The organism is Neobacillus mesonae (assembly GCF_023715155.1).
GTDB lineage: Bacteria > Bacillota > Bacilli > Bacillales > Cytobacillaceae > Neobacillus > Neobacillus mesonae_A.
In genome coordinates this window covers 47,974-66,961 of sequence record NZ_JAMBNQ010000011.1, presented here as the reverse complement: position 1 = coordinate 66,961, position 18,988 = coordinate 47,974, and the positions used below count along the sequence as shown (strand labels likewise).

General features: G+C 37.1%; 19 protein-coding genes. 4 read left to right on the top strand and 15 right to left on the bottom strand.

The features are described from left to right. Positions 1 to 231: 231 nt before the first annotated feature. Complete coding sequence (locus M3183_RS11720) at positions 232 to 666, top strand: DUF1885 family protein (protein WP_251469760.1); 435 nt, start codon at positions 232 to 234, stop codon at positions 664 to 666. Positions 667 to 687: 21 nt separating this feature from the next. Here M3183_RS11720 and M3183_RS11715 read toward each other — a convergent pair whose 3' ends face one another. The 6 genes from M3183_RS11715 to M3183_RS11690 form a co-directional block, all read right to left on the bottom strand. Beyond that, entirely contained in the window at positions 688 to 936 is a 249-nt protein-coding gene (locus M3183_RS11715) for a hypothetical protein (protein WP_311315367.1), read from the bottom strand. A gap of 353 nt (positions 937 to 1,289) precedes the next feature. Next, complete coding sequence (gene lpdA, locus M3183_RS11710; protein ID WP_251469756.1) at positions 1,290 to 2,705, bottom strand: dihydrolipoyl dehydrogenase; 1,416 nt, start codon at positions 2,703 to 2,705, stop codon at positions 1,290 to 1,292. A 5-nt stretch (positions 2,706 to 2,710) separates the two neighbouring features. Beyond that, the gene (locus M3183_RS11705; RefSeq protein WP_251469753.1) at positions 2,711 to 4,027 is read right to left on the bottom strand and encodes a dihydrolipoamide acetyltransferase family protein; all 1,317 of its coding nucleotides are present in this window, start codon (positions 4,025 to 4,027) and stop codon (positions 2,711 to 2,713) included. Between the two features lie 87 nt (positions 4,028 to 4,114). Further along, positions 4,115 to 5,092, bottom strand: coding sequence for an alpha-ketoacid dehydrogenase subunit beta (locus M3183_RS11700; RefSeq protein WP_251469751.1), 978 nt, complete (start codon positions 5,090 to 5,092; stop codon positions 4,115 to 4,117). A 3-nt stretch (positions 5,093 to 5,095) separates the two neighbouring features. Further along, positions 5,096 to 6,211 (bottom strand): pyruvate dehydrogenase (acetyl-transferring) E1 component subunit alpha, encoded by a 1,116-nt coding sequence (pdhA, locus tag M3183_RS11695; protein WP_251469750.1) that lies wholly within the window; start codon positions 6,209 to 6,211, stop codon positions 5,096 to 5,098. A gap of 454 nt (positions 6,212 to 6,665) precedes the next feature. Next, positions 6,666 to 7,322, bottom strand: a complete 657-nt coding sequence (locus M3183_RS11690) for a YkyA family protein (RefSeq protein ID WP_251469748.1) — start codon at positions 7,320 to 7,322, stop codon at positions 6,666 to 6,668. 157 nt (positions 7,323 to 7,479) lie between these two features. Between M3183_RS11690 and def the strand changes: the two genes are divergently transcribed. Then, a complete protein-coding gene (gene def, locus M3183_RS11685; RefSeq protein WP_251469746.1) occupies positions 7,480 to 8,034 on the top strand; it encodes a peptide deformylase in 555 nt (184 codons plus the stop codon). A 32-nt stretch (positions 8,035 to 8,066) separates the two neighbouring features. Here the strand turns inward: def and M3183_RS11680 are convergent, their stop codons facing one another. Then, complete coding sequence (locus tag M3183_RS11680; protein WP_251469744.1) at positions 8,067 to 8,837, bottom strand: Cof-type HAD-IIB family hydrolase; 771 nt, start codon at positions 8,835 to 8,837, stop codon at positions 8,067 to 8,069. Positions 8,838 to 9,536: 699 nt separating this feature from the next. Between M3183_RS11680 and M3183_RS11675 the strand changes: the two genes are divergently transcribed. Next, positions 9,537 to 9,746, top strand: a complete 210-nt coding sequence (locus tag M3183_RS11675) for a DNA-dependent RNA polymerase subunit epsilon (RefSeq protein ID WP_251469741.1) — start codon at positions 9,537 to 9,539, stop codon at positions 9,744 to 9,746. 6 nt (positions 9,747 to 9,752) lie between these two features. Next, positions 9,753 to 11,420, top strand: a complete 1,668-nt coding sequence (gene rnjA / locus M3183_RS11670; RefSeq protein WP_251469738.1) for a ribonuclease J1 — start codon at positions 9,753 to 9,755, stop codon at positions 11,418 to 11,420. Between the two features lie 30 nt (positions 11,421 to 11,450). Here rnjA and M3183_RS11665 read toward each other — a convergent pair whose 3' ends face one another. The 8 genes from M3183_RS11665 to M3183_RS11630 all read right to left on the bottom strand — a co-directional run bounded on the left by M3183_RS11665 (position 11,451) and on the right by M3183_RS11630 (position 18,986). Then, positions 11,451 to 12,113 (bottom strand): potassium channel family protein, encoded by a 663-nt coding sequence (locus M3183_RS11665; protein ID WP_285879463.1) that lies wholly within the window; start codon positions 12,111 to 12,113, stop codon positions 11,451 to 11,453. A gap of 189 nt (positions 12,114 to 12,302) precedes the next feature. Beyond that, complete coding sequence (locus M3183_RS11660; protein ID WP_251469734.1) at positions 12,303 to 13,430, bottom strand: N-acetyldiaminopimelate deacetylase; 1,128 nt, start codon at positions 13,428 to 13,430, stop codon at positions 12,303 to 12,305. Between the two features lie 117 nt (positions 13,431 to 13,547). Then, positions 13,548 to 14,252 carry a 2,3,4,5-tetrahydropyridine-2,6-dicarboxylate N-acetyltransferase gene (dapD, locus tag M3183_RS11655; RefSeq protein WP_251469733.1) on the bottom strand — a complete coding sequence of 235 codons (705 nt, stop codon included), beginning with the start codon at positions 14,250 to 14,252 and terminating at the stop codon, positions 13,548 to 13,550. Positions 14,253 to 14,319: 67 nt separating this feature from the next. Further along, on the bottom strand, positions 14,320 to 15,207 hold the full coding sequence (locus M3183_RS11650) for a LysR family transcriptional regulator (protein ID WP_285879460.1): 888 nt from the start codon (positions 15,205 to 15,207) through the stop codon (positions 14,320 to 14,322). Between the two features lie 35 nt (positions 15,208 to 15,242). After that, the gene (locus tag M3183_RS11645) at positions 15,243 to 16,745 is read right to left on the bottom strand and encodes an MDR family MFS transporter (protein ID WP_251469732.1); all 1,503 of its coding nucleotides are present in this window, start codon (positions 16,743 to 16,745) and stop codon (positions 15,243 to 15,245) included. Between the two features lie 37 nt (positions 16,746 to 16,782). Further along, a complete protein-coding gene (gene cbpB / locus M3183_RS11640) occupies positions 16,783 to 17,244 on the bottom strand; it encodes a cyclic-di-AMP-binding protein CbpB (RefSeq protein WP_251469731.1) in 462 nt (153 codons plus the stop codon). Positions 17,245 to 17,355: 111 nt separating this feature from the next. After that, positions 17,356 to 17,592: a YkuJ family protein gene (locus M3183_RS11635; RefSeq protein ID WP_251469730.1), complete on the bottom strand. Its 237-nt coding sequence runs from the start codon at positions 17,590 to 17,592 to the stop codon at positions 17,356 to 17,358. Between the two features lie 185 nt (positions 17,593 to 17,777). Then, complete coding sequence (locus tag M3183_RS11630; RefSeq protein WP_251469728.1) at positions 17,778 to 18,986, bottom strand: EAL domain-containing protein; 1,209 nt, start codon at positions 18,984 to 18,986, stop codon at positions 17,778 to 17,780. Between the last annotated feature and the right edge of the window lie 2 nt (positions 18,987 to 18,988).

Genomic DNA, 18,988 nt, shown 5'->3' with positions numbered 1-18,988 from the left:
AATATATCACATTTGATTTTTCAAGCCCAAATTGTATGTCACATTAAAAAACAAAGTCATGATAAATTAAATTTTTAAAAGAGTTCTGTTCCTTCATTCAGTTGGTGAAGATGGGGAATAGTTTTAAGATGGAAAGGTCACAAAAAATTAAAGATTATAAGTTGTTTGGTAAATTATTCAATGCTAGAATGAAGAAGAATGAATATCATCTGTTAATGGGGGGGAATGATGATGGCGGAAAACGCATTTATAAAGCTTGTGCCTTCATCTGCAAAACAAACAATTTCGGTCGAAGACGTAAAGGAATTATTCCTTTATTATAAAAATATTACGTCAAAAACAGGTGATCAATTAGATTGGCAATATGAAAACGCCGCTTTTCCTTATGAAATAAAAGAAACGGTAGAAGGAAAAGATAATTGGTTTTATTTACGATCCAGCCATGATAGGTATAATATTATTTTAGTTGGCGTCGATAAGGAAAACGTTCAAAATGAAGATGGCGATGAAAGAGAACAATACTATATTCAAATTACTCTTCCAGATCAATCCAGTTTTGGAGATAAGGGCAAAGCAAATGAATTTTGTAAATTCCTTGCGAAAAAGCTTCAAGGTGAACTCAAACTGTTTAATGGCAGAGTCATGTACTTTTATCCCAGAAAATAATGCTCCTAATTGGAGCTTTTTTTAATGGATTAACAATGCCATTGTATAATGTATGGATGTATAAACAACTAAGCTTAATGTTGTAATAAAAAATGTTTTCTTGGCTGAATTTGTTACTTTATTTCCTATTATAAAAGCCAAATAAAAGAACACAAAAAACATGATAACCTTATAAATCAACTGATCATGTTTTGACAGCCATTCTATAAATGTATAACCGCTCCAAATCATAAACTGCAGCAGCATTACTACATAGACTTTCAATATCATCACCACTTTAAAAGCACATTATTTTAATATATATGAACGGCTTCTGCAGTAATTTCCAATTTCATGTTTTAATTTCCCTAAAAATTCTTTTTATTAAACTTAATCGTTGAAGATCTTAGCAGTTGAATTGCACTCCAGGCACAAGCTTGTTCTGTGGAGCCTGCTGGTGCTTTGGAACTGTGGGAAAACCTCCTGTCCTCTGCTCCTGCTGTACATTAAATGATATCCTTGAATTTCCCCATGCACGGAGGAATTGCGTTAGGATTTACGAGAAGTCTTAATGTATTCCGCTTAAACATAGAAAAGCCAAAAAAAGTCCTTTCCGCTTTTAGCGGAAAGGACTTTCCATGATATTACTTAATAATATGGATAGGTGTTCCAAGAGCAACTTCTGCTGCTTCCATTGAGATTTCTCCCAATGTTGGATGAGCATGAATGGTCATAGCAATATCTTCTGCTGTCATTCCAGCTTCAATTGCAAGACCCAGCTCCGCAATCATATCAGATGCATTTGCACCGGCAATTTGCGCACCGATAACCAAATTATCTTCCTTACGGGTAATTAATTTTAAGAAACCATCTGTGCTGTCTAGTGACAATGCACGTCCATTTGCAGCAAATGGGAATTTGGCTGCAACAATTTCAATACCTTCGTCTTTAGCCTGTTGTTCAGAATAGCCAACAGAAGCTAACTCTGGATCAGAGAAAACAACAGCTGGGATACCTAAATAGTCAATTTCTGAGGGATGTCCTGCGATAGCTTCAGCAGCAATTTTTGCTTCATATGATGCTTTATGTGCAAGCTGCGGACCAGGTACAATGTCACCAATAGCATAAATATTGCTAACATTGGTACGACATTGTTTATCGATCTCAATAATTCCACGTTCACTCATTTTAACACCGGCTTGTTCTAAGCCCATTTCGTCTGTGTTTGGACGACGGCCCACCATTACGAAAACATAGTCTGCTTCGACTTTCTTTTCTTCGCCCTTGTCTTCGTATGTTACAATTACGCCATTTTCTGTTTCTTCAACACCTTTAGCGAGTGCTTTTGTAACAATTTCGGCGCCTTTTTTCTTCAAAGAGCGTTTAACAAGAGATGCCATTTGTTTATCAAATGTACCTGTTCCTAGGATTTCATCGGCACCTTCTAAAATAGTCACCTGGCTTCCGAAGTTTGCATAAGCTCCGCCAAGCTCAATACCGATAACACCGCCGCCAATAACGACAATTTTTTCAGGAACTTCTTGTAAATTAAGAGCACCAGTTGAATCAAGTACACGTTTAGAATATTTAAATGTTTTAAGTTCAATTGGGCGTGAACCAGTAGCAATAATTGCATTTTTGAAATTATAGGTTTGAGCAGATTTTTCACCCATTACCCTTAATGAGTTACTGTCGACAAAAAATGCCTCTCCGCGTACAACATTTACCTTGTTACCTTTTAATAGGCCTTCGACACCACCGGTTAATTTCTTTACCACACCAGCTTTAAATTCTTGAACCTTTGAAAAATCAACAGTTACATTTTCAGCTGTGATTCCAAATTTATCAGAGTGTTTTGCTGTTTCGTAACGATGTCCAGCTGCAATGATTGCTTTTGAAGGAATACAGCCCACGTTTAAACATACTCCGCCAATGTTTTCCTTTTCAACTATGGTCACTTTTTGACCAAGTTGTGCGGCACGAATAGCTGCTACATATCCCCCAGGTCCTGCACCGATGACTATAGTATCTGTTTCAATTGGGAAATCTCCAACTACCATTTTTATTACGCCTCCATTAACAATAGTTCTGGGTCGTTTAATAATCTCTTAATATGATTTAAGGCATTTTGAGCTGTTGCACCATCAATCATTCGGTGGTCAAAGCTTAAAGATACTGCTAATACGGGTGCTGCTACAATTTCTCCATTTTTAACAACAGGCTTTTCAGCAATACGGCCGATACCAAGAATGGCCACTTCAGGATGATTAATAACCGGAGTAAACCATTGACCGCCGGCAGAACCAATATTACTGATTGTGCAAGATCCGCCTTTCATTTCATCTGGAGCTAATTTGCCGCTGCGTGCTTTATCTGCCAATTCATTAATTTCTTGTGAAATAGTGAATACAGATTTACGATCAGCATCTTTAACAACAGGAACTAATAAGCCTTTATCTGTATCTGCAGCAATACCAATGTTGAAGTAATGCTTATGAACAATTTCTCCTGCCGCATCATCAATTGATGTATTTAAAACTGGATATTCACGTAATGCACTCGTTAAAGCTTTAACAACATAAGGAAGGTAAGTTAATTTGATACCTTTTCCTGCTGCCACTTCCTTGAATTTTTTACGATGAGCAACAAGTTTTGTTACATCCACTTCATCCATCAAAGTAACGTGAGGCGCTGTATGTTTAGAGTTAACCATAGCTTTTGCAATCGCCTTACGAATTCCGCTGAGTTTTTCACGTGTTTCAGGATATTGACCTTGCGGAATAGCAGCTTCAACTTTGCTTACAGCAGTTTCTGCTGTTTCGGCTTTTGCTTCTTGCGCAGCTTGTGCTCCGCCATTTAAGAATGCATCGATATCGCCTTTCATGATTCGGCCGTTATCTCCAGATCCAGCTACTAAATGAATATCAACGCCTTTTTCACGAGCATACTTTCTAACAGATGGCATTGCAATAATTCGACGATTAGGATCGACTTCTGCTTGCGGTGCTGCAGTAACAGCTGGTTGTGGAGCTGCTTGTGCTGCAGGTTCAGCTTTAACCTCAGGAGCTGCTTGTGGAGCTGCCTTTTCTTCCGGCTTAGCTTCTTCTTCACCGTGATCGCCTTTAAATTGTAAATCCTCGTATCCTGGTGCATCAAAGGTTACAAGGACTTGTCCAACAGTTGCAACTGTCCCCTCTTCCACTAATACATCGATTACTGTTCCTTCAACAGGGGAAGGAATTTCTACAACGGATTTATCATTTTGTATTTCACAAAGTACATCATCTTCGTTTACTTTATCGCCTGGTTTAATAAACCATTTGACAATTTCGCCCTCATGCAGACCTTCACCGATGTCAGGCATTTTAAATTGAAATGACACTGGGACTCATCCTCCTAATAATTGTTTTTGAGGCAGTTTTTTTAGAAGTAATAGGGAAACAGAACACATGTCTATTTCCCTTATCTATTAGAATGTTAAAACTTTTTTAGCCGTTTCCATTACATCTTTGTAATTTGGAAGCCACACTGATTCTGCTTGAGAGAATGGATATACCGTATCTGCTGCAGCAACACGTAATACCGGTGCGTCAAGACTTAGAATTGCACGTTCATTAATTTCAGAAATGACATTTGCAGCAATACCAGCTTGTTTTTGCGCTTCCTGCACTACAATGGCACGTCCAGTTTTCTCTACAGATGCAATGATTGTTTCAATATCTAAAGGACTAATTGTTCTTAGGTCGACAACTTCAACTGAATATCCTTCTTTTTGAAGTTCATCAGCCGCTTTAAGTGATTCATGAACCATTGCCCCATATGTGAAGATTGATAAATCAGTTCCTTCACGTTTTACGTCAGCTTTTCCTAGTGGAATTGTATATTCTTCCTCAGGAACTTCCTCACGGAATGCACGATACAATTTTAAATGCTCAAGGAAAATAACAGGATCATTATCACGAATTGATGAAAGCAGTAAACCTTTTGCATCGTATGGTGTTGACGGAACAACCACTTTTAATCCAGGTGTTTGTGCCATTAAACCTTCCAAGCTATCTGAGTGAAGTTCAGGCGTATGAACACCACCGCCAAATGGCGAGCGAACAGTGATTGGCATATGATAACGACCGCCAGAACGGTAACGCATACGTGACATTTGTCCAGCAATTGAGTCCATTACTTCAAACACGAACCCAAAGAATTGAATCTCCGGAATTGGACGGAATCCTTGTAATGCAAGACCGATAGATAGACCGCCAATACCCGATTCTGCTAGTGGTGTATCAAATACACGGTCTTCGCCAAATTCATTTTGAAGTCCTTCAGTTGCCCGGAAAACACCACCGTTAACACCAACATCTTCTCCAAAAACTAAAGTTTTTGGATCTTTTTTCAGTTCGGTACGCAGTGCATCAGTAATTGCTTGAATCATTGTCATTTGAGCCATGACTTACTTCGACTCCTTTGCTTGATAAATTTCATATTGTTCTTTAAGAGTGTAAGGCATTTCTTCAAACATATTAGAAATTAAATCGGTAACCTTTTGTTTAGGAGCCGCATCCGCTTTTTTAATTGCCTCTTTAATTTCTTCTTTTGCCTGTTCAATTACTTGATTTTCTTTTTCTTCATTCCATAGACCTTTCTTTTCAAGGAACTTACGGAATCTTACAAGCGGATCTTTCTTTTCCCATTCATTATCAAGTTCTGCTGTACGATAACGCGTAGGATCATCGCCTGACATAGTATGTGGACCATAACGGTATGTTAATGTTTCAATTAAAGTAGGGCCTTCTCCATTAATTGCACGTTCACGCGCTTCTTTTGTTGCAACATAAACTGCTAATGGGTCCATACCATCAACCTGGATTCCCGGAATACCTGCCGCTACAGCTTTTTGAGCTAATGACTTTGCTGCAGATTGTTTTGCAACAGGAGTTGAAATCGCAAAACGGTTATTTTGAACAATGAAAATAGCTGGAGCTTTAAATGCACCTGCAAAGTTAATGCCTTCATAGAAGTCCCCTTGCGAAGTACCGCCGTCCCCGGTATATGTAATGGCAACAGCCTTTGTTCCATTCTTTTTAATACCTAAAGCAACACCAGCTGTTTGAACATATTGTGCCCCAATTATAATTTGCGGTGATATAACATTTACACCTTCAGGAGTTTGATTTCCTTGGAAGTGACCGCGTGAGAAAAGGAATGCTTGGTATAAAGGCAGTCCATGCCAAACAATCTGTGGAACATCACGATATCCTGGTAAAATAAAATCTTCTTTTTCTAGCGCAAATTGACTTGCAAGCTGTGATGCTTCCTGCCCGGCTGTAGGAGCGTAAAAGCCAAGTCTTCCTTGGCGGTTTAAGGAAATAGATCTTTGGTCAAGGATTCGGGTATATACCATCCGGTGCATCAGTTCTTGAAGCTGTTCATCTGATAAATCCGGCATTGCTGCTTCGTTAACAATTTCTCCATCCTCATTAAGAATTTGCAAAGTTTGAAATTGTTCTTCAACAACGTCTAATACCTTTTTTGCATCTTTCTTGGCGCTTTGCGTTTTTGAAGCCATTTTGGTCACAACTTCCCTTCTATTTAGACTCAAGTTAAAATAAAATCCACCTTTGTTAGAATGCCCCAAAAAAGATTGAAAAGTATAAACAATATTTCTGGAGGATTCTACACATTTTTACAGTGAATTTAGGTATCATTACTCATTAGCTTTTCACAGAAAAGATAACTTAAAACCCAAAAATCACTATCCTATAACAGATAAAACTGTATCAATTTTTATCTGATAAAAATTAATACAATTATCGAATTCATATTGAGTTTACATCATTCAATTAAATGCGTCAAATACTTAACCTAATAATTTTTCATCACGATAAACTTATTAAATTTTATATTTTAAATTCCTCTGTGTTATTACTTTTTAATAGGCTGTTATACAAAATCGCACATTTTTAAGCACTGTTATAATATAGAAAAAAATCGACTGTCGATAAGCCGATTTTCTGAAATCATTATTTTTTTGTCGTTAAATCTGCTTTTTTATAAAAAGCTGCCTTCTTTGCATTATACTGTTCGGTCAATTGATTAAAATTTTCATTTGCCGTAGAAATCCGTTTATACATAACATTTATTTTTTTTACTTGTTCCTCCAGAGCTGACAATGGAAGATTTTTGTTTTTAAACATTTCATATAATTTTTTGTCATTTTCAAGAGCAACTGAATATTCTTTGTATAACTCTTCGTGCGCTCTGTATCTTTTCATCATAATATCGGATAATTCTTCTGTGATTTTTTTTAAATCAGGATCCTCTAATTTTTCTTTAAGCTCTCCGATTTTTCGAAATTCACTTTCAGATTCCTTTATACTTTCTGTTTCTTTTTCCATTAAATCTTTTCTTTTTTCTACTGAAGAAAGGGCTTGATCAGACAGCTTAACAATTTGATCATATTGTTTCATGCCCAAATGGATAATCTGATCATACATTTCTTTTTCTTTCTTCTCTAACCTGACAAGCGGTTCCTGCTGCTCCTCAAATACCTTTTCTTTTGCAACCGTTTTTTCTAATACCTGATAGATATCCTCAACCGCGTTATTTTTTTGAGAACATCCCGAAAATATTACACACATCGCTGCAATTATTGTAAAAAAATATCCTTTCCTTTTCATTAGAAATCAGCCCCCTCCTTACCACTCTATACTATAACGATTCATGTCTTGTTTTACAATTCAAACCGGACGATTCAGACGCTTTTATTAACATTTAGGAAATTGTCTGGTAGACTATTTGCATATTACTTTATTTGAATTACAGGAGTGAACGTATATGTTAACGATGGAGGATATCATTAGAGATGGCCATCCTACACTTCGAAAAACGGCTGAAGAAGTCCTTTTGCCGCCGTCTGAAGAAGATAAGCAAATATTAACCAGTCTTTTGGAATTCGTGATTAATAGCCAAGATAGTGAAATCGCAAAAAAATACGGTTTGCGTCCAGGGATTGGTCTTGCTGCGCCGCAAATCAATGTATCAAAACGAATGATTGCTGTTCATGTAACAGGTGATAAGGGTGAACTTTATAGCTATGCCCTTTTCAACCCTAAAATTATTAGCCATTCAGTGGAAAAGAGCTATTTAAAATCTGGAGAAGGCTGTCTTTCGGTAGATGAAGCAATCCCTGGCTATGTTCCAAGGTATGCTAGAGTGACAGTAAAAGGCTTCAATGTGGACGGTGAAGAGGTAAAAATCCGCTTAAGAGGCCTTCCTGCTATCTGTTTCCAGCATGAAATTGACCATTTAAATGGAATCATGTTTTATGACCATATTGATAAAAAGAATCCTTTTAAACCAATTGAAGATGCCATTGAAATCACCAGCTAAAAACCCGGCTCAATCTGAACCGGGTTTTCTATTTATATAAGTTTCAACTCTTTTAACCCATGCCAGACACCATTGTCAGAGACATCAGCTGTAATATAATCCGCCGCTTCTTTTGCTTTAGAGACTCCATTCCCCATTGCCACACCAGTTCCAACAGCCTTCAGCATATCAATGTCATTTAAGCCGTCTCCAAATGCATATACGTCTTTTAATTCAAATCCCAAGCGATCAATCATTTTCTTGATCCCTTCAGCTTTAGAACCGCCCTTTGGTAAAACATCACAACTTAACGGATGCCAGCGAATAAATTGAAAACGTTCAAAATTATTTATATATTGCTGCTCCTCATTTTCTTTGCAAAAGAGTAAGGATTGATAAATAGTATGTTTTTTATAAAAATTAACATCTTCCTCTGGATGAGAGAATCCTAAGTCAGCCATACTCTCCTCTATAAAAGGGTGATGCTTCACACTGCTCTTCATAGTGCTTTCATTCATAAATATCAAAGGATGCCGATTCTGCTCGGTTTCCCTTAAAAAACGTTCTAATTCCTGTCTAGATAATTCATTTCTATAAATTACCTCATTCTCAAAAACAACAAATTGACCATTAAAACTAACAAAAGAATCAATATCAAGTTCTTTGCGTAATCCTTCAAACATAAATGGCGCTCTGCCAGTAGCAATAGCGACAAATACGCCGTTTTTCTTTAACAATTCGATTGCTTTTTTTGTACTGGCAGGAAGATTTTTTTGATGATCCAGTAATGTCCCATCTATATCAAAAAACACAATTTTCTTCATTTACTTTCTCCCCTGTCAAAAACAGTTCCCTGCATAATCTCTTTAAAACCCTATACGATAATAAATGAAAAGTCAATTTATAGCTTTTCTGATTCCATGATTAACCATGAAAGAATAAATATTTTCATCATATAATAATAGTAAAACAAGATATGATCGGCGATTTAGAGCACATCTAAAAGAATTTCATTATTTTGTCATTGCAGACCTTTCACTTTGGACAAGGAAAGTTTAAAATAAAATTAAGGAGATGAAACCACTATGTTAAAGAAGCTAAGGAAAAAGCTCTTAAGACAGTGGAAAGATTTATTACGAAAAAAATCAATTGCTTAATCGAAAAATGCGAAGGCGCCTTTGGACCAAGCACGGCATGTTCACTGTGAAGCAAATTCTCTCAGCAGCTGTTTATCAAGTATCCCGTGCAAGCAAAATACCAATGTTGACTTCAGACCACTGAAGCCTAAGTACTGAAACTGGAAAATTCTTAAAGTTTAATTTTATTTTTTAACTTTTACTTAAAAACTTTTTGAGCCCTTCAAAGTTGCGAAGGGCTCCTTCGTTATTGTAAAGTTTAACCAGTGATGTTTTTTTTACATAGTTTTTTCCATAGTCATAATAATTCCAAAGAAAATAAATGAAAAAGATACAAATGTTTTATATAATAGAAAAAGTTATGATTATATAAGGAGCGAGATTGCAATGATTTTTAAAGTATATTATCAAGAGAGCAAAGTGGAAGTACCGGTTAGAGAGAATACCAAAACATTTTACTTAAAAGCTGAATCAGTTCGAGATGTTTATTCAAAAATTGCGGATCGCGGATATAACATTGAATATATTCAAGAAATAAAAGGAGCTTATTTGGAATATGAACAGCAAAATGAAGACTTTAAAGTATTGGAGATTTGATAATTTATGAAATTTGTAAAAAATGATCAAGCTGCCGTTTTTGCCCTCGGAGGTTTGGGCGAGATTGGCAAAAACACATACGGAGTACAGTTCCAGGATGAAATTATTTTAATTGATGCCGGAATTAAATTCCCAGAGGACGAATTATTAGGTATTGATTATGTTATTCCTGACTATACTTATTTAGTTAAAAACGAGGATAAAATTAAAGGCCTCTTTGTGACTCACGGTCATGAGGACCATATTGGCGGTATCCCTTATCTATTAAGGCAGGTTAATATTCCTATTTATGGAGGCAAGCTTGCTTTAGGACTCATTAAAAATAAACTAGAAGAGCATGGTTTGCTGCGAAATGCTAAATTAATTGAAATTAAAGAAGACGATGTAATTAAGTTCCGCAAAACATCTGTTACGTTCTTCCGAACAACCCACAGTATTCCAGATTCCTATGGTATAGTTGTGAAAACTCCTCCAGGACAAATTGTTCATACAGGAGACTTCAAATTTGATTTCACTCCTGTTGGTGAGCCAGCAAACTTAACAAAAATGGCGGAAATCGGAAAGGACGGAGTGCTGTGCTTATTATCTGATAGCACTAATAGTGAGATACCGGATTTTACGATGTCTGAGCGTCGTGTTGGAGAAAGTATTCAAGATATTTTCCGTAAAGTGAATGGACGGATTATTTTTGCTACATTTGCCTCTAATATCCACCGTTTGCAGCAGGTAACTGAAGCAGCTGTTACAAACGGGCGGAAAATTGCAGTATTTGGACGAAGTATGGAAGCAGCAATTAATATCGGTCTTGATCTCGGCTATATAAGGGCACCAAAAGAAACTTTTGTCGATGCTGGACAACTTAATCGTCTTCCAGTTGAAAAAGTGACCATTCTTTGTACTGGGAGTCAAGGCGAGCCAATGGCGGCTTTATCTAGAATTGCGAATGGAACCCATCGTCAAATACAGATTATACCCGGAGACACTGTAGTATTTTCTTCATCTCCTATTCCCGGAAATACAATTAGTGTCAGCAGAACTATTAATATGTTATATCGTGCAGGAGCAGAAGTCATCCACGGTAAATTAAGTAATATCCATACTTCTGGTCATGGCGGACAGGAAGAGCAAAAACTAATGCTCCGTTTAATAAAGCCAAAGTTCTTTATGCCGATTCACGGAGAATACCGGATGCAAATAATGCATGCAAAACTTGCGGTTGACTGTGGTGTAAAAGAGGAAAATTGTTTCATTATGGATAATGGTGAAGTATTAGCACTCTCAGATTCTACTGCACAAATTGCTGGAAAAGTCCCTTCAGGTTCTATCTATATTGACGGAAGCGGTGTCGGAGATATTGGAAATATTGTCTTAAGAGACAGAAGAATTCTTTCAGAAGAAGGACTTGTCGTGGTAGTTGTCAGCATTAATATGAAGGAATTTAAAATTGCCTCCGGTCCAGACATTATTTCACGAGGGTTTGTTTATATGCGTGAATCAGGAGATTTAATTAACGATGCACAAAGCCTGATTGCAAAACATTTAAACAAGATTATGGAACGAAAAACAAGCCAGTGGTCGGAAATTAAAAATGAAATTACCGATACATTAGCACCATTCCTATATGAAAAAACAAAGCGCAGACCAATGATTCTGCCAATTATAATGGAAGTATAAAAAAAGAGAAGCGCTTTAGCTTCTCTTTTTTTATCCCATAACCTTCTTTTCAAAACGATCGATATCAGTATCTGTTCCGATTACAATTAATACATCATTAACATGAATCAATTCAGTTGCTAGCGGGGAAACAATTATGTCTTCCCCTCTTTTAATGGCAACAATATTCAAGCCGTATTTCTTACGAATATCCATATCGATAATTGTATGGCCTCCAAGCTTTTCATTTGCAACGATTTCTACAATACTATGTTCATCAGAAAGCTCAAGATAGTCTACAACATTGCTGGACGTCATATTATGGGCGATTCTTCTTCCCATATCTCTTTCAGGATGTACGACATGATCAGCGCCTATTTTTCTCAATACCTTTTCATGATAATCATTTTGTGCCTTGGCGGTAACACGGGCTACCCCCAGCTCTTTTAGAATTAACGTGGTTAAGATGCTTGACTGTATATCGTCCCCAATTGCTACAATAACATGATCGAAATTGCGGATTCCCAAGCTCTTTAATACCGCTTCATCGGTAGTATCACCGACAACGGCATGGGAAGCAATCATAGAAAATTCATTTACGCGGTCTTCATTAACATCAATTGCTAATACTTCCATTCCTTCGTCTGTTAATGTACGACAAATACTTCCTCCAAAACGGCCTAGACCGATAACAGCAAAACTTTTTTTCACCAAAACTCCCCCAACAATTTCAGTATCATAATGAATCATTTTAGCATTTTTTTAAGAGTTAATATAGGAAAAAGCTAATTAAAAAATTATCCCTATTTGGGCTTACCATCCAAAAAAAGCTGTCCGTTTTAGAAACGAACAGCTTTTATTAATTCTCGTTGGCTGGCTGCACTGAACAACCAGATACTATGACTAGAATCTTCGGTTTCCTTTAAATGTTATATATTTCGTCATAATCCGAATAGCGGTTTCTATTGCTTCCTCATTCGGGTTTAATTTTGCATGATGCAGACCAAATGGTGTATCAACACCCAGCCAGAACATAAACCCAGGGATTTCTTTCAACATGTAGCCAAAGTCTTCACCTGTCATGGCTTCCTTACATTCAAATAACGTAACATCTGGATTTCCCCTGACAAAATCCATAAACTCCTTTGTTAACTCATGATGGTTATATACTTGATAGTACATTGAACCATAATCAATTTTCGTTTCACATTCAAAGCCCGTTTCGATTCCTTTTATAATCGCTTCAATCCGATGTTTCACTTTAGCCATGGATTCTGGTGTTAACGTCCGAATGGTTCCTTCCAGCCTTGCATTTTCAGCGATTATATTCTGGACAGTTCCTCCGGTGATTTTCCCAATCGTAATCACGGCACTATCTAATGGATTCACATTTCTTGATATAATTGTTTGTAATTGCGAGACAAGTGCACAAGCTGCAATCACCATATCGTTGGTTTGATGAGGTAATGCTGCGTGTCCTCCTTTGCCTTTTAGATCAATAAATAACTCAGATGTGTTAGCAAATAATAATCCTTCTTTAACAGCTATCGTCCCAACTGGATACTCTGGAGCGATATGGAGGGCAAAAATCATATCCGGCATCCATTCCCGCATTTCCTGTGATTTCAACATTGGTTCCGCACCACCAGGACCTTCTTCTGCGGGCTGAAAAATAAATAATAGATCATCGTCTACAGGATGAAGGGTAAAATATGTAAGTATTCCTAATGCGATGCTCATGTGAAAGTCATGGCCGCAAGCATGCATCTGAGCTTCATGTGTGGATGAAAACGGTAAACCTGTTTCTTCCGGAATCGGCAGCCCGTCAATATCTGTTCTGTATCCGATGGTTTTTTCAGGATTTAAACCATGGATTTTTACAAATATTCCCGTCTTCCACTTTTTTAATGATAAACGATCCTGAGGTAAAGAATCTATGTAATTCAATAAATACTTCTGTGTTTTAAATTCTTGAAATCCAAGTTCCGGTATTTGGTGAAGATCGCGGCGGATTTTTACAAAAGGGTTCATGTTTTCACTCCTTCAAAAAGAAGCGTGGAATAGCTCCACGCTTTTGAACAGTTTTAGTATTGCATGACTTTAATTTCGGTTAACTAAACCTAAGACTGAACAAGGCTGTTAATCTTTTTAGATTTGACGAAGTTCCTGCATAATTTCAGTTTTGGATTTTGTTTTATCGTCAATATCCTTAATTTTTCTTGCTGGCATTCCAGCCACTACTGTGTTTGGTTCAACATCTTGGGTTACAACAGCACCAGCAGCCACTACGGCGCCTTTACCAATGGTAACACCTTCTAATACTACAGCATTTGCACCAATTACCACGTCATCTTCAACAATTACTGGTTTTGCGGATGGCGGTTCAATTACACCGGCTAAAACCGTTCCAGCTCCGATATGACAATTCTTACCGACAGTTGCTCTGCCGCCCAGCACAACACCCATATCAATCATTGTTTTCTCACCAATGACTGCCCCGATGTTAATCACTGCACCCATCATAATAACTGCATTATCCCCAATTTCCACTTGATCACGGATGGTAACCCCTGGTTCAATTCTTGCATTAATATGCTTTGTATCCAATAATGGGATTGCTGAATTACGGCGGTCGCTTTCTACGACATAGTCTTCAATTTTCCCTTTATTTGTTTCCAAAGAAGCTTCAATTTCTGACCATTCTCCAAAGACAACTCCAGTAGTTCCATTTATAAAGGATTTAGAATTGCTGCCAAAGTCAATTCCTTCTAAATCACCCTTTACATAAACTTTTACTGGTGTAGATTTTTTACTATTTTGGATAAAAGAAATAATTTCATGTGCATCCATCATACTGTCCCCCTATTCTTTCTAAAAATTACTTTAACAAACAAAAGAAGCGAACACAAGAAAAATTACCTTATTGGTCTTTCGAATCCGATATATGTTCCTTCACAAGGTCAACAAATGCTTGTACCTGTTTTAGCTGGAAAGAAGACTCATATCCTAATAGCCATGTGTCCCTTGCAACCGGTTCATTATTTTCATCTAATAAAGGAATCTTAAAAATACTTTGCCCAGCTTTGGTTAACGTTATGGCAGGTAAAATGGCATATCCAATTCCATTGAAAGCCATTTGCTTGCATGTTTCGATTTGATCAACAACAACCGTCCTTTTCGGCGAGGTTTTAAAATTTCTCATCCACCAATCTTGAATAACCTGATAATAATTCGAATCACTTTTAAACTGGATAAACGGACGATCTGTATTTAATACTTGTTCAGGTTTGTTGATTTCTCTATCAACTAAATAGAGCGGATCTTTAAAAAGATGGATCTTATGCCCTTTCCAATCCGGAGTCCCTCTAATAATGCCGATATGAACTTGATCTTCATATAAACACTTTAAAATCTCACTGCTCCAGCCCGTCATTAGTGATATTTTCACTTGTGGATACTTATCAACAAACTTCTTTAAAACTTCTGGGAGCCAGTTCTGACCTACGATAGAGGCTACCGCAATTCTTAAGGTGCCGGAAACATCGGATTGAAGTGAATAAATGGCCTCACGGACCTTCTCTTCCTTTTTAAGTACATCATTGACGAAATCGATAACCAACTCTCCGGCTGGAGTAAGTGACAGCCCTTTTTGCGATCTGATAAATAGCTTTGCTCCCCATTCTTTTTCAATTGTTTGAAGCCGCTGTGATAATGCAGGCTGGGAGACAAATAATCGCTCAGATGCTTTTCTCATGTTCATTTCTTGAGCCAGAACAGCTAATAGTTGAAATTCTGATAATGAGGACAAATACAACTACTCCTTTCAAAAAAGCCCTGTATTCATCATACAGAGCTCTCGTTCTTTTTCGGTATAAATAGTATAAACAGCATACTGATAATGGCAAAAGCAAGCACTACATAATAAACGGAATGCAAAGAAATGGTTAAGCCGTCTTGTAATATTGTACGGACAGTATCTGAAAGTTGAATACGGTCCTCCGCTTTTAAAAGTCTATTAGCATCATCTACCGTAAGAGCTGCATTTTTTTGATGAAAATAATCCATCATCCGATTGTTTAAAATGCCCCCTAATAATGCTGCTCCTATCGTGTTTCCAAGATTCCTCATAAACATATTGGCAGCAGTTGCAATGCCACGCTGGTCCCAGCTGACAGTACTCTGGATAGATACAATAAATGCGGTTGAGGTTAACCCCATACCTACTCCGACTAAAAAAGAACCAATTGCTGCCCAAATTGGACCTGAAGCAGCTGTCATAGTTACAAAAAGAACACTACCTAATATGAGAAACACCCCTCCGATAATAGAGGTTTTTCTATAACCAATCGTTAAAAGCAGCCTGCCAGAGAGGGTTGAAGCGATTGGCCAGCCAATAGACATAGTTGTAAGAGTAAATCCAGCAACAATTGGAGTCTTCTCCATAACTCCTTGAACAAACGCAGGCAGGAAGCTGGATATACCGATTAACATAATACCAGTAGTTAATGAAGAAATATTAGCAATAAATATAGATTTTTCTTTCCAGATTGAAAACGGCATAACAGGTTCTCGTGCACGGTGTTCTTGGAAAACAAAACCAAATATTGTGACAAGAGCCACAGCTGACAGACTTAAAGCCTGCCAGGAACCCCACGCCCACCTGTTTCCTCCTTCAACCAACAGCAGCATGATGGAAGAAATCATAATGGTCAGTAATAGGGCACCAGAATAATCAATTTCATGTTTCTTCTTCTGAATGTTTTCATGTAAAAACAACCACAAGCCAACTAACGAAAGTATTCCAAGAGGGATATTTATCCAAAATACATATTTCCAGCTGACATACTGAACCAACAATCCGCCGACGGCTGGCCCGGTAATGGCGGAAATCCCCCAAACACTTGAAAGATATCCTTGGATTTTCGCCCTTTCTTCTGGTGTGTAAATATCCCCAACAATAGTCGTAGCTATTGGTGCCACTGCACCAGCCCCGAATCCCTGTACAAGCCGAAAAATAATTAACATGTGCATGGTTGTTGCAAAACCGCATAGGATAGAACCGATTAAGAAAATAATAATTCCGAGACTTAATATCGGCTTTCGCCCAAATAAGTCAGATAATTTTCCGTAAATTAAAACCGTAACAGAATTCATTAATAAATAAGCGGAAAACACCCAGCTGTATAAAGTGAATCCGCCTAAATCGGCTACAATTGCAGGCATCGCCGTCGCCACAATTGTAGCTTCAATTGCCCCCATAAACATGGCAAGCATAACCGATGCCAATACCAAATGCTTCTTTGTCTGCTTTTTACTCTTTAGAGATTTCTTAACTGCCTCCCCCATTTAAACACCTCTATTTCAAATGAAAAATGACGGCTCCCTATTTGGGAGCCTTCTCATTTGATTTACTTATTTTCATGATTTTATTTAATTGGTTTAAGAATGTGCTTCTCGGTAAAATTCCCTCGAAATAACCATCATCTGTTTCAACACAAAGAAATGGATGATTCACAAGTAAATCAAGGCATTCCTCGATTGAAGCAGAGATTTTAACCCTTGGGATGGTAATCTTCATGACTTCTTCGACTCGTTTTTCCTCAAGCTTTTCAAATTCAATTCTCTCCAGTCCTAAAATTGAATCCATGATAATGGGTGTACTGATTAATCCATGAAGCTTATAATGCGGATCTAAGACAGGGATTGCTGTATATCCGCTTTTCGTTAACACCAAAAGGGCATGTTCAAGGTTATTCCCCACTTGAACATGTGCAACCCGCTCAGATGGGATTAATAATTCTTTTATGGTTAATTCTAAAAATTCCCCGCTGGGAAGACTGATCATCGTCGAAAACCCCTCAATAAATGTATTCTTATGGTTTATTTTAACATAGTAATCGGGGACTAGGGAAAATATTCAACCCATAAAAGGCAAAAAAAAGGAACCCTAAGGCTCCTATTGGATTAAATCAAATATTTCAATTGTAATCATATCAATATTATCAAATTGATAACGTTTTGGTTTTTCCTTTTCATTATAAACTTCCAATTCAAATGTTTCCGTCTTTGGATGGAAGGTTACCTGACACTTTCTTTCCCCATTAACTTCAAAAAAGCGCTGGGATGGTTCTCCATTTAAAGATTGTTCTTGAAGATGTTTTAATCTTGTTATTATACCTTGAAGCTGTGACATAGCTTTTCGACTCCTTTCAAACACATACGACTTTCTATCTTTATGTTCTGCATTAGACATGTTTCTATCCTGATGAATTATTTCTTAATCTACATGTCAATATTAAAAGCATAAAATAACGAACCCTATTTGTCCAAACAAAATTTATAAAACAAGCAAATTTTTTTCAAATATAAGGCATTATCTCACAATAATTGGTCATGTTCATATAAGTATTGATAGGAAATATCGATAAATAAATACTCCCTTCCATTCATTGGAAAGGAAAATGTCCTGATGGTTTCACCTGTTTCAATGTCACTATATAAATCTGACATGATTCCCTTCCGTTCATTTCTCATTTTTATAATATTTTCTAAAAAATACGGACGCCAGCTCCAGTTTTTATTCTTATATTCCCCCTGAAAATTCCAGCCTTCCTTATCTTTGAAATAATTGGCAGATTTCTGAAAGCCGTCCTCATCGCAAATATACATCCGGAATGCCGCTTGGTCCATTTCCTTAACAATTGCTTGGAAAAGACCTTCATAGCCCAATTTTTTATTTTTCATAACGATTTCATGAACTTTTGTTTGAAATTTTTCCGATGTCGAAAAAACGGTCTCTAATTTTCTTTTCTCATAGGAAATAAAGTCATGAAACATTTCTTTTAGCCGGTACAGTAAGAAATCCCTCGGGACAAATTCTGCTGCTGGCGGATGTAAATAAAACCCTTGATAGTACCGGCCGCCGTTTTTCCAGGCAAACTGCAGCTGATAACTCATTTCAATATTTTCAAATAAAACGGTGGCCCCTATTTTCCTTGCTAAAAGGGAAATCGTAAATAATACATCATTAAAGTTCACTCCGGTTGCGGTTGATTTCAGCGCCTCTAAATTAATTTTTAAAATATCCGGTTCAAGCTCGGCAATCCGTTCAAAGTTACTGCCCTTCTCCATACTGGAAAGTGCCACTTTAATTCCATATGTTCGGTAGTATTGTAAAAGATGATCGAATTGATCTAAATCTCCTTCATAATTACGATCAGAAATTTCTAGAACAATCCGTTTAAGGTTTACCCCTTTTTTTTCAAAATCCAAAAGTGTTTGTAAAAAAGGTTCTCCGTTTCCATACATAAGCAGCTCGGCATTACGATTAAAAAAAATACTTATCTCCTCATCAAGCTCCAGTGCTTTTTCAAGGGCCTGATTAACTAATAATAAATCAACTTCGAATTTATATTCATCAGGAATTTGATCATCCTGAAAAAAAGGCCCCAGGCTAATGATTGTACCATCTGATTGATATCTTCCTAATACTTCATAGGCAATAACCAGCTGTTCATCGGCACTAAAAATCGGCTGGAAATAAGGAAAAACATTTTCTAAATCAGAGAGAATTTCCAAAGCATCCATCC